The 12280-nt window shown below is 38.8% G+C and carries 12 protein-coding genes; 6 read left to right on the plus strand and 6 right to left on the minus strand.

Annotation, left to right across the window (positions count from 1 at the left end; all coding sequences use genetic code 11):
* Window positions 1-7 precede the first annotated feature (7 nt).
* The 3 genes from speB to recQ form a co-directional block, all read right to left on the minus strand.
* Window positions 8-991, minus strand: a complete 984-nt coding sequence (gene speB / locus AC4NPH_RS03640; protein WP_098196455.1) for an agmatinase — start codon at window positions 989-991, stop codon at window positions 8-10.
* Window positions 992-1208: 217 nt separating this feature from the next.
* Window positions 1209-2585 (minus strand): sigma-54 interaction domain-containing protein, encoded by a 1377-nt coding sequence (locus AC4NPH_RS03645; RefSeq protein WP_013056958.1) that lies wholly within the window; start codon window positions 2583-2585, stop codon window positions 1209-1211.
* A 115-nt stretch (window positions 2586-2700) separates the two neighbouring features.
* Window positions 2701-4836: a DNA helicase RecQ gene (recQ, locus tag AC4NPH_RS03650; protein WP_098314910.1), complete on the minus strand. Its 2136-nt coding sequence runs from the start codon at window positions 4834-4836 to the stop codon at window positions 2701-2703.
* A gap of 281 nt (window positions 4837-5117) precedes the next feature.
* Between recQ and AC4NPH_RS03655 the strand changes: the two genes are divergently transcribed.
* The 5 genes from AC4NPH_RS03655 (at window position 5118) to AC4NPH_RS03675 (ending at window position 7757) form a co-directional block, all read left to right on the plus strand.
* A complete protein-coding gene (locus AC4NPH_RS03655; RefSeq protein ID WP_013056956.1) occupies window positions 5118-5537 on the plus strand; it encodes a hypothetical protein in 420 nt (139 codons plus the stop codon).
* 331 nt (window positions 5538-5868) lie between these two features.
* Window positions 5869-6195: a YflT domain-containing protein gene (locus AC4NPH_RS03660; protein WP_013056955.1), complete on the plus strand. Its 327-nt coding sequence runs from the start codon at window positions 5869-5871 to the stop codon at window positions 6193-6195.
* A gap of 118 nt (window positions 6196-6313) precedes the next feature.
* The gene (locus tag AC4NPH_RS03665; RefSeq protein WP_029321637.1) at window positions 6314-6571 is read left to right on the plus strand and encodes a hypothetical protein; all 258 of its coding nucleotides are present in this window, start codon (window positions 6314-6316) and stop codon (window positions 6569-6571) included.
* A 276-nt stretch (window positions 6572-6847) separates the two neighbouring features.
* The gene (locus AC4NPH_RS03670) at window positions 6848-7396 is read left to right on the plus strand and encodes a DUF3231 family protein (RefSeq protein WP_097812442.1); all 549 of its coding nucleotides are present in this window, start codon (window positions 6848-6850) and stop codon (window positions 7394-7396) included.
* Between the two features lie 67 nt (window positions 7397-7463).
* Window positions 7464-7757 carry a hypothetical protein gene (locus tag AC4NPH_RS03675; RefSeq protein ID WP_013056952.1) on the plus strand — a complete coding sequence of 98 codons (294 nt, stop codon included), beginning with the start codon at window positions 7464-7466 and terminating at the stop codon, window positions 7755-7757.
* A 25-nt stretch (window positions 7758-7782) separates the two neighbouring features.
* Here the strand turns inward: AC4NPH_RS03675 and AC4NPH_RS03680 are convergent, their stop codons facing one another.
* Window positions 7783-9960, minus strand: coding sequence for an FUSC family protein (locus AC4NPH_RS03680; protein ID WP_097812441.1), 2178 nt, complete (start codon window positions 9958-9960; stop codon window positions 7783-7785).
* Between the two features lie 188 nt (window positions 9961-10148).
* Window positions 10149-10964, minus strand: coding sequence for a hypothetical protein (locus AC4NPH_RS03685; protein WP_013056950.1), 816 nt, complete (start codon window positions 10962-10964; stop codon window positions 10149-10151).
* Between the two features lie 178 nt (window positions 10965-11142).
* Here AC4NPH_RS03685 and AC4NPH_RS03690 point away from each other — a divergent pair, with 178 nt between their 5' ends.
* Window positions 11143-12081 (plus strand): VanW family protein, encoded by a 939-nt coding sequence (locus AC4NPH_RS03690; RefSeq protein ID WP_029321627.1) that lies wholly within the window; start codon window positions 11143-11145, stop codon window positions 12079-12081.
* A gap of 73 nt (window positions 12082-12154) precedes the next feature.
* Here AC4NPH_RS03690 and AC4NPH_RS03695 read toward each other — a convergent pair whose 3' ends face one another.
* Window positions 12155-12277, minus strand: a complete 123-nt coding sequence (locus AC4NPH_RS03695) for a YjcZ family sporulation protein (protein ID WP_013056948.1) — start codon at window positions 12275-12277, stop codon at window positions 12155-12157.
* Between the last annotated feature and the right edge of the window lie 3 nt (window positions 12278-12280).

Below are 12280 nucleotides of genomic sequence, written 5' to 3' on the forward strand. Positions count from 1 at the left end.
TTTATATTCAGTCGCGCGCTTTCATTAACAGCGCTTCTTCTTCTTTTGCTTTTTTTCTTAACGCGATAAGCGTGATAAATTCATAAACAATATTAGCGGCCGCTGCTGCTGTAATTTGTCCATGGTCATAAGCTGGCAGTACTTCTACTAAATCAAACCCGACAAAATCAATATTTGTTAACCCACGAACGAATTGAAGCGCATCGTCAATACTTGCACCCGATACTTCAGGCGTTCCTGTTCCCGGCGCGTAAACTGGATCTAAAAAGTCAATGTCAAACGATAAAAATACGGGTCCTTCTCCTACACGCTCATGAATAATATCTAGCATTCTTTCAACGCCCAGTTTTTTATATTCATTTGTCGTATACAGAGCTAGACCTAAGTTCTTTGCATCTTCTAAATCTTCAATTCCGTACAGACCGCCTCGCATACCGATTTGAATCGATCGCGATACGTCTATTAACCCTTCTTCAATTGCTCGTCTAAATACCGTACCGTGATTGTATTTTTGTTCAAAATAACTATCCCACGTATCAGAATGAGCATCAAACTGTAAAAGCGCTACCGGCCCGTGCTTTTTCGCGATGGCACGAAGTTCGCCGAGCGTCATCGAATGATCACCGCCTAGTGAAATAGGAATAATTCCTTCATTCACAACCGGCGTTAACCCTTCTTCAATTTTTTTATATGTTTCTAAAATATATCCCGGAACAACTGACAAATCGCCGTAGTCAACGCCTGAAATGTAATCAAAAATATTAATCTTTTGTTCCGGGTTATACGGGCGAAGCAAAATGGAGAAATCTCGAATAGCTTCCGGTCCAAAACGTGCTCCTGTTCGAAAAGATTGACCTGAATCAAACGGAATACCCGTGACAATAAAATCCATTTCCGAATTTACTTGTTCTACATACGGAAGTCTCATAAATGTTCGAGGTCCGCAAAAACGCGGAGATTCAAATGAATTTTTCGGCTGATATTTTGGCATGATTTATTCCTCCTAATGGGTTTCATTCATTAGCGCCGTGTCAACATGTTAGATACTGACGCTTTTTATTTAGATACTTTTTATTAATGCAAAATGCATGCCAATTTTTATCGTCTTATTTCGTGCAATTATGGACGATTTTTAATTCATAATAGAATCAAAACAAAAAAACTGATTCAGTACGGAATCAGTTAATTCATTTTGAATTAAATTTTCTTTATTTAATATTGTACTTTCGTAAACGTCTTACAACCGTAGGCTGACTAATTCCTAATGCATTTGCCATTTCATACGTTGTTTGACACTGTCGATAAGCACGAATCAGCCAGTTTTTCTCCACTTCTGCAAGCGCTTGCTGAAGGGTCATTCCCTGAGAGGTTAACGTATCAAGAGTCTCCCATTCTTCTTTATCACTTTTGATCTTTTCTGTATAAAACGGCAGGTCTTTAGGCGAGATGCTGTTTTCATCCGTTGTTAATACAAGGCGTTCAATTGTATTTTCTAGCTCGCGCACATTTCCGGGCCACGGATGTTCAACCAATATATCTAATGCTTCTGCATGAAAAAATTTCTTCATTTTATATTTTTCATTTTGTTTATGTAACACATGATAAAGCAGTGCCGCGATGTCTTCTTTTCGCTCGCGAAGCGGAGGAATAGTAATCGGAATAACGTGTAACCGATAAAATAAATCTTCGCGAAATGTTCCTTTTTTGACCATTTCCTCAAGCGGCTGATTTGTTGCTACAATCAGCCTGAAGTTTACGTATTTGGCTCGTTCACTTCCAATTTTGGTGACTGTTTTTTCTTGCAGCACTTTTAACAGCTTCACTTGCATATCAAGAGGCAGCTCTCCTATTTCATCTAAAAAAAGCGTGCCGTTATGAGCTAATTCAACCTTTCCTATTTTCCCTTTTGTACTTGCACCTGTAAAAGATCCTGCTTCGTATCCAAACATTTCAGATTCAAACAAACTAGCTGGAATGGCTCCGCAGTTGATTTCAATAAACGGCTCTTCTTTTCGTTCACTTCCATAATGTAAAGCACGCGCAAAAGCCGTTTTACCAACACCCGATTCACCTAGCAACACAACCGTTGCATCGCTGTCTGCCACGCGACTAATAATGGACCATACCTTTTTCATCGCTTGACTTCGTATGACCATTTCATTTGACTGCTGTTCCCGAAGCTCTTCCATTTCTAGCTGATATGTTTTCATTTTCACTTCGAGCTGCTGATAATCTTCTTTTAAGCGCTGAAGCTCTGTTAAATCATGTGAAAAGCTAATTACTCTTTTCATACACTGATATTCATCATACACGGGAATACCGGTTGCCATTACAACTTTACCCGTTTCTGTTTTTTGCATCAGCTGTACTTCTTTCTTTTTCTTTAACACTTCAATCGTAACGGAAGGTGAAAATATCCCGCGGTCTTGCAATTCGTATACTGTTTGTCCGACCAACTCTGGCACGTCATACCCGTATATATCACGGCAGTTTTGACTCGCCCGTAAAATACACCCTTTTTCATCAGTGATAACGATATTGTCGTTAGAAGCATGCAAAATAGCTTCAAGCTCTCGTTCAATCATCTCAGTGCAGTACTCCTTTTTATTTAATCTGATTTTTCAAATATTTATATCTTCTATTTTATCAGTAAACTCCCTTATTCAACATAAAAAAGCTCCTTAAATAGGAGCTTTTTGTTTAAGACAGCTGCTTCATTTTTTGTTTAAACAGCGCTACTTTAATCATAAAATAGGTAATGTTTTCAGGTAATTCTTCTTTGATTGGTTTTAACTTTTCATCGCCTACTGAGAAAGCAGCTTCTAAAATAAGCTGTTCGTCCTCCTCTGAAAGAAAAGGTGACCAGTCAATTTCTTTTTCTTCTTCTGCGCATTTAAACAAATGATTTTCAATGGTAATGCGGCTCAATTCACGTTCTGCAGCAATTTCATCTAACGATTTCCCTTGCTGAAATAGCTCATACGTCATTAAGTGAGAGCCTTCTTTTGATGAAGCTCTTGCTTTTTTCGGAGCAGAGGAAGATACTTCTCGCTTTCGATCTGGATGTTTCTCACAAAACTGTTTGATTTCAGTCGTGAATCGTTCTCCGTATCGCTCTTGTTTTTGTTCTCCGACTCCTTTTACAGTGGCGAACTGTTCAAGAGTTACCGGAAGTTTTGCGCACATATCATGAAGAGTATCGTCTGAGAAAATAACAAAAGGAGGCACGCCCGCTTCGTCTGCCAGCTGCTTTCGAACGGAACGCAAATGAGCAAACAGCTCGTCGTCTTGGACAATTTGCTTCACTTCCATTTGTTCTTTTCTCATCACTTTTTCCGTGCCGAGAAGCACACCTTTTCCTTTCGCTGCTACTGATAAAGTAGGAAATGATCCTTGTCCTACTAAAATAAACTGCTCTGAAATCAAATACTCAATAAAATCGCTCACTTCTTTAGCCGACCGGTCGCTCATGACGCCGTACGTTTTCAGCTTGTCAAAACCAAAATCAACTACTTTTTTATTTCGTGAACCCGTTAATACTTGAGCAATCATCATTTTACCGAAACGTTCGCCCATACGAATCATACAAGATAATACTTTTTGCGTATCGACTGTTACGTCTATTTCCACACGATCATCCGTACAGTTGCTGCAGCGGCCGCACTCATGCGCTTCACTTTCTCCAAAATAATGAAGAATATACGCTTGCAAGCAGCCTTCTGTATGACAGTAGTTCACCATATTTTGCAGCTTTTCAAGATCTTGAATCTGCTTTTTAGGATTTGACGTTGACTGTTCAATCAAAAAGCGCTGCACGCGAATATCTTGAGGAGAATAAAGGACGATACACTCACTTGGAAGTCCGTCACGACCAGCACGTCCTGCTTCTTGATAATAGCTTTCCATATTTTTCGGAAGCTGATAGTGAAGAACAAAGCGAATATTTGATTTGTCAATCCCCATTCCGAAGGCAGAGGTAGCCACCATCACCTGCACATCATCTTGCAGAAAGCGGTTCTGCTCTTCGTCACGGCTGTTCCCATTCATACCAGCATGGTATTTTGATACATTAACTCCTGACTTTTGTAATCTAGCATGAAGCTCTTCAACATCTTTACGCGTAGCGGCATAAATGATTCCTGCTTCTTGGTCATTTTTACGGATATACTGCTCGATATAGCTGATTCGATCCTGGCCTTTTACCACAGCGAACGATAAATTTTCACGTTCAAATCCCGTCATCACCGTGTACTCTTCATTAATATGAAGAGCTCGACAAATATCTTCACGCACTTGAGGCGTCGCCGTAGCCGTCAGCCCCATCACAATCGGAGCGTTAGACAGCTTGCTGATCAGTTCGTTGATGCGTAAGTAACTCGGTCTAAAATCATGACCCCACTGTGAAATACAGTGCGCTTCATCTACCGCTACAAGCGGGATAGGAAGCATTTGAAGCTGCTCTAAAAACTGCGGAGACTCCAGTCGTTCCGGCGCTACATAAAGCAACTTATATTCGCCAAGTGCGACTTCTTCTAAGCGCTGCTGTACCTCCGTGTGAGTCAGCGAGCTGTTAATATACGTGGCCGGAATACCAGCTGCATTCAGCGTGTCCACTTGGTCTTTCATCAAGGAAATCAACGGAGAAATCACCAGTGTTGTACCTTCTAATAATAATGAAGGAATTTGATAACAAAGTGATTTTCCTCCTCCTGTTGGCATAATACAAGCGGTATTGTGCCCTTCTAAAACATAACGAATCGACTCTTCCTGTCCTTTTCGAAACGAATCATAGCCAAAATAGGACTGTAAATGTGTTAAAGCTTGTTCAAACTGCAAAATAGCGTCCTCCTTTAAAATAAGTAGAAATAGTAGTTGAGGGATCTATCGGAAGGAATTAAAACGTAGGGTTTTATTTTACCAAATCTTAAAAGAAGTTGCACAGAATTCGTTGATTTAAGGTTATAGCAAAAATGATAAGCGAAAAGCCCTCAATTTATAACTCTCTTTCCTATTACAAACAGTTTACAAACAGTCTTTTTATGTATGTCAGGACTCCTTTCCTAAAAATCTTTCCCCATTCCATTCTTTTTTCCTGTATACTTAAGAATAGGAAAGAGGTGCTTATCACGAGACATCCTGTAGAAACGATTTATTATTTAGAAAATCCACAGCGTAATATTTCAACATATGCTTCCACAACTCAGTTAACGGTTGAGTCTGTTGTGAAAGATGTGTTTGGTGTTGCTTGCGTAGCAGATATTAAAATTATGCTCCAATATAATAAAGAATTCCGCAAAAGTATTAGTCAATTACACAATGCAATGGACGATGATCTTACGTTAGAAATGGTTTTTCGAGTTGCTTCAAAAGAAGATTTGCTTCGATTTAAAAAAAGTTTACTTGAAAGTAGTTTAGATGACGCAGAAACGTCAATAGACTGTCCATTCAGCGCAACCATTCAATTACAAGATGGTCGATATACATGGAACGAGTCTACTTCTGTTTATGAAAAACAAAAAGAACGTCTTTCATCTTAAATTTCTCATGTATGCAAAAAGCCTGGATCTTAGCTGTTTAAGATCCAGGCTTTTTGCAGTTTGTACTGTACCTTAAAAGGTCAAAAAAAAACGATGCAGGAAAAAGGCTAACTAAAGCTTCTTCCCGCTTACCCTTCACCAGATTCTCCTTAAAAATAAAAGCGTTTTTCCTTGTTCTTCTATATTAGGCTTTTTAACTCAATTTCATGAAATAGGTTTTATCTCTTCCAATAACGTGTATACACAAAACAAGGAGATAAGTTACTTAAGCTTCTCTTCATTACTCAACGTATTCAAGAAAGTTGTCTATCATACAAGGAGGTTTTTTGAAATGGTAAATGTAAAAGTAGTTGAAAATGGCGTACAGGCAAAAGATACAATTGAACAATTTTTGCGTGAAGGATTTACAAAAGACGAAGTTTATTTACTTGCACACCATCAAGATCGCTCCGAGGATTTAACAGCTGCAACAAATACAAACAACATCGGTCTTTCTGAACAAGGTGTTTTTGATGCGATTGCGAATGTATTTCGTTCTCGAGGAGACGAGCTTCGTGCCAAGATGCGTTCATTAGGATTATCACAGCCGGAAGCTGAACGCTATGAAGAAGAATTAGATCACGGTAAAGTCATCGTCGTTGCATCAAAAGTTGCTTAATCTAAAAGCCCTACAGCAGGGCTTTTTTATTTTTGTCTTCCTCCCTTTTACCCTTTCATTAAAGAAGTCATTCATACATATGATTATGAAGATAAGAGCTACTGTGAGGAGTGATATATTGATTATAGGAATTGAGTACACAAAACGTGTGAAAAATGGATTAGTCGTTAAAAATATTCCTTACAAGATACACGATAAACCCTGTGATGAAGGCTGCTGTAAAAACGATAAAACGATAGGCGTCAGAGACAAATTAAGGGTTAATTGGCTGTTGAATGTTTTTATGCCTAGCAAAAATATAACGGTATTTGATTATAAATATTGGTCAGAGGAATTAACTTCTTTATGGAGAGAGCATCGGAGAAAAACGATATAACACATCTGATAAAAAAATCTCCTTAATGAGCAAGGAGATTTTTTTCTATTTACTTCATGTTCTAGCCCTAACATATTTAGTACGCATTGCCGCAATTTTTATACCTTTAGATGTGGTGACAGTAAATGTACTGTCATCATTATAAATGGCTGCGTGAGATGCTTTTTCTTCCACTCATCATAATCAATTTTATATGTAACATTTCTTAGCTGTGTTTATCCTTTTCTGCTGAAGGTAATAATGGAGATGGATAAACTATATAAAGGGTGAAAAGTTATGATTAACGTCATTGAGACACTACTTGATTATATAAAGAACTCTTCTACAGATGATTCGCCCCCTCCCCCACATATTGGTGAGGCTATGGGATGCTGGTTATATTTCACTGCTTTAGCGGAAGAAGTACCTGCCTTAGAAACCTGTCTTAATACAACAACCAACAGTGAACTGCTTAAGCTTATTCAAGACTCAAAAAACCTGGCTGAATCTCAGATTGATACCCTAAAGAAATTAATGGTTAAAGAAGGAATCCTGCTTCCTGAAATACCGGCTACCAAGCCCAAATCCGACCCTAACAGCATTCCATTAGGAGCAAAAGCAACGGATTCTGAAATCGCTAACTTAATATCTGTAAAAGTTGCCTCTAATATCGTCATGTGCAGCACAAATATGGGACAGTCTATTAGAACCGATATTGGATTGATGTGGCTAAAATTCCACACTGAAAAGGTCATATTAGGATCAAAAGTGAAAAGTCTGATGCAGCAAAAAGGCTGGCTTAAAATTCCACCTTATTATTATTCACCTGGAGCACCTCATAACTAACTGAAGTGTTTTAAGGTAAGCAGCATAGATAACCTTACATCTAACACATTTAACGAGGTGCTTGAATATGGATTTCCCTACAATTCATACAAATTTTTGGGACGCAGTCATTGGCGTTCCTATCGTATTAATCGTGACGCAGCTGATCAAATGGCTTTTCCATCCTAAAAAGCAATATGTTCCGACTATTGCTTTAGCTGTTGGCGTGCTTTTTTCAGTATTTATCAGTCATCCTCATCATATTATTGCCGGCTTGTTTATGGGATATTTTTATGGATACGCTGCAATTGGCAGCTATGCCGGTCTTAAAACAACGTGGAGAACGATTAGAAAAGATACGTCTCCTTATTCATCAGACTAAAAATCAGCGAAATATTCGCTGGTTTTTAGTCTTCACTACTTATTTCTTCTGCCCCTAGCTCTTTGGCTAAGTGAACAACCGATTGATTGATTTTCCATACGTAATAAATGTTATGCAGCAGCTGAAGATGCTGTAAATTTCTTGATTGAACGGACGTATCAAAATAATCTAAAGATTGTTCAATCTTTTGTCTTACATCTTCAAGCGTGTATACATACGTTCCTCTTTCTCCTCGTAACGCTTTTTCAAGCTGAGTGAAGTTGCTTGCTACTTTCTCTTCCACTTCCTTTACTACGCCATGAAATTCTGCTTCCTTATAAAAAGCCTCGTTTCTAGTAGAAGAAGCTACCAAATGCTTGGCGTAATAATTAATGGCGGTAAAGACGGTCAAAAATTGCTGAAGACGTGAACGGCCAACGAAACCTTTGATAATAGGATCTGAATCGACATGAAGCTGTTTTAGCTTTTTTTCTAATTCCATTCCTTTATCAGCTAAATTGGCCAACGCATACTGCTTCGTAAAACGATGCAAATAAGTGTGAACAAATTCTTTTAAAGCCGCTACGTATTCTACTGAGGTGTCGGTTATTTTATCTCTTGTTCTTTTAGGAAACACAAGAGCAGATACGGCTAAACCAATTCCAACTCCTACAACTGTATCTAATACGCGAGCTAGTAATAAACTCTCTGAAATCCCCCCAAGAAGCATGTCATACATAAAGGCGAGCATCATCGTAATCCAAAAGCTCATAAACGAATACGTAATAGGAAAGAAATAAAAAGCCATAAACACACAGATAAAAAGCAGCGTTATTTCAAGTATCCCGGGTGAGACAAAGCTTGCGACAACAAAGCCAACAGCTGCTCCTAAAAGCGTTCCTACGCTTCGCTGCACGGCTTTTACAAACGTACTTCCTATCGTTTCTGTACCAAGAAGCACTAGATAGCCTGCTAACAGCGCCCAATATTGATGCGATGGAGATAAAAAAGAGCCAAATATTAACGTGGCAACAGCGGTGATGACCGCTTGAATAGACTTTTTCGTAGATGGTTTTAATCCTTTTTCTTCATCATTGTCCTCTTCGCCTTCTTTTTCTTCCGCTTCTTTTTGAGGCTGTTTTTCTTGTTTCACAATTGCTTGCTGCAGCTCATAGGCTTCATCAATCACGTGATTTGATATCGTTTCGATACGGCGGATTAAGTAAAGCCAGTCTTTATACCTTTTATCTTGAGGTTCGAGTTCACTTAATTTTTGGCGCAGCTCTTGCAGATGCTGAGCTGCATCCGTTAAGGAATGAGTAGGATTTTCATTTAATACTTCTGCTTCGCGAATCGATTCCACTAGCTTTAACAGCAGCTGCTGAATGTCAAAATGATTAAATGCTTTTAATTCACTGAGCTTTCGAATCGCCGGGGAATATGTCTGAAGCAGCATAACTGTATCAAATACATAAAGGCGCATCTGTTCAGCTGTTACGCCAGGCCATATGTCGTGGGGATCTGTATTCCCAAGCTCTTCTGATGCTACACGGGCATACTCTGCTAGTTTTTTAATATTGCGGTTATATTGTTTGATTTGAGCCGGTTCAATTTGTTTCTTTTGAATTAACTCAATAATTAAATCAAGCACCAAATTCACTTGAATATGAAATGATTTCATTGAAGACCTCAGCACGTTGGCAGGCCGGTCTTTAAAGATAACAAAATTATAGATAAATGCACAGCAGGCTCCTACTACAACGCCAGCTAACAGCCACGGCAGCTGAGAAAATGTGACGTGTAAAATAGAAGCAAAATAAAACGACATAAATGCTACCATCGACAGGGAAAAATAGCGAATACCAAATTTCTGTAAATAAAAAGACAAAAACACCAACAGAACAAGAAAAATATTTTCTGCTTGTCCATATCGTGATAAAAACGAGCCAATTCCGAGAGAAACGGCGCTGGAAAGTGCTACTAAGCCTGTTGTCACTTTTTTTGCGTTTGTTGTTTCATCATTCACGACCAATATACCCATCAGGCCGATTACACCTGCTAAAATAGCAGCGGTAATTTGTGAGCTTCCCGCTGCTTTTAATACGATCAGCATAATAACGACCGCTGTAATGACGCTGATCGTAGCTTTAGAAGCTGTTTTGAGCCTTTTTCGTCCAGGGTCTGCAGCAACTAAGCGGCTAAACCAATATGAAAAAATAAACACCCTCTCCTTTCGTGCTGTAGAGTTCTTTGTAGAAAGAGTAATATTATTACTTATACCCTTTTTTATTCTTTTCTATCGTATGTAAGCACGTTTTTACACTATAACATTGCGAAGGACTAAAGAACTAAACAAATGCTTAAAAACACATCTGTTTTCTGTCAGATGTGTTTTTAAGCATTAATCAGTACTTACAATGTAAGTGAAGAAATTTCCCACCCGTTTGTTAACGGGTTTCTTTTTAAAGTAAAAACCATCGTGGTCTTTTGAGCCCCTTTATCTTCGTAATAAATAAGGCAATCTACGGCGATTTTCTCTTTTGTTCTATACTTTTTTGCATGAAATAAGTCCGTTTTATAATAAATAGTGGAGATACTATGCAGTTTTGTCCATAGCTTATGCTCTTGCTTCACGCGCAAAACCGGCTGCATTAAGGCATCGTCATCTTGCTTTAATCCTGTTAAAAACATATTTACGACTTCTGCCGGCTCAGCTTTTAATGCATATTCATCAAGCTTTCCTCCTGCTTTTAATACCATTAACTGATGACCTGGATCCACATTTTGAGACTTGTGAGTCGTACTTCCTGCAAAATGAATGCAAAAATGACCGGGGAACCCATTGTCAAGCGCACCGGCTCCGTGAGGCATTCCGTTCATGGAAGCTGCAAGCATTTGACCTTTAAACGGAATGAGAACAGCTCTTCGGTTCCAGCTCCATTTCCCATTATATAAGTGCTTCATTATTTTCGTATCTTGGCGTGTAAGCGGCTGAACATCTGCATGGTGTGAGCCTGCTCTTCGCTGCACATAAAAGTAAAAACCAGTTTCTACATCGATCACTTTAAATTTTTTCCCCTTTGGCAGTAAGCTTTCTACACGTTTCCACTTTAATACTTTTCCTGTGTCACTTACGGGAAAGTACGTAAGGTTTTCTTCTGCTTTCATCTTTTGGGGATGCACAAAAAAACTAATAAGCATAAAGACTAAAATCATTAATTTTGTCATTGTCTACCCTCATTACCTTGTAGTTTCTCTATGTAATATGCGAAAGTACACATACAATTATAAATAGAAATTTTTACACGCTAAGCTCATGGAAAATAATACAAAAAAGAGCTTGTGAATCTTATACATTAAACGGTTCATTTTATTCATACTAACAGGTGAAAGCGAGGTATATGATATGAATTTCACTTGGATGGTTGGACTTTTAATGCTCATTCAACCTCTTTCTACACAAGACCACCTATCTATTACTCATGACGGTAACCCAATTGAACGGATTGAACGGGACAAAGTGGCCGTGCCTCTTCTTCCTGTACCTATGGTTGATCTTGATCGATACAATCTTCTTCTAAAAGAATTGGATAAAAAAACATATAGAGAGCCCATAAATGCCCGCATTGATAAAAGCGGACAAATTGTTCCTGAGCAAGCGGGTGTCAAACTATATCATAAAGATTTTGCGAAGAAATTTTATACTTATTTTTTTAACGGCGGTACGTCAACATTAGAAATCCCGACGCTTCCTGTTCCGCCTCGCGTGGATAAGGAGCTGCTTGCAACGATTCGAATTAAGCAAATCGGTCATTATCATACGTTATTTAACCCTCATAATAAAAATCGTTCTCACAATATTTCCCTTGCGGCTGAATCACTAGACAGCAGCGTCATATTTCCTGGGGAAGTTTTCTCGTTTAATCAAACCGTCGGAAAAAGAACGGCAGCCAAAGGGTATATGCGTGCGCCAATCATTGTAAAAGGAGAGTATTCTGAAGGAGTTGGAGGAGGAATTTGCCAAGTTTCTTCTACCTTATTTAACGCCGTCGATAACGCTGGCGTAACAATTACGCAGCGTTACTCACATAGCCGCAGTGTTTCCTACGTACCTCCTGGGCGAGATGCTACCGTGAGCTGGTATGGACCTGACTTTCATTTTAAAAATACGTATAGTGATCCTTTGTTGATTCGAGCGCAGGTGCACGGCGGAGTCGTAAGCGTAGCCGTTTATTCTACCGATGCGATTGAATACAAGCCTCGCCGCGTGCCTTGGGCTTCTATTAATCAATTGCAGAAAGAGAAAAAAATTGAATCACATGTTGATACTGAGCCTGCCGATTAATCATCTCTTCCAGCTTTTTATAATGAACATAAAAAAGCCTAAAGGGTATCCTTTAGGCTATTCAGTGATATAATTAGCAGCCGTAGCCGCCACCGTAACCACCGCTATAACAACTACATCCGATAATTACTAATAGAATAAATAATACAACTAATAAAGCGAAACCAGAACCAAATCCACATCCAGCATTAGACATACA

The sequence above is a fragment of the Priestia sp. MDV22-iso46 genome, assembly GCF_058629175.1.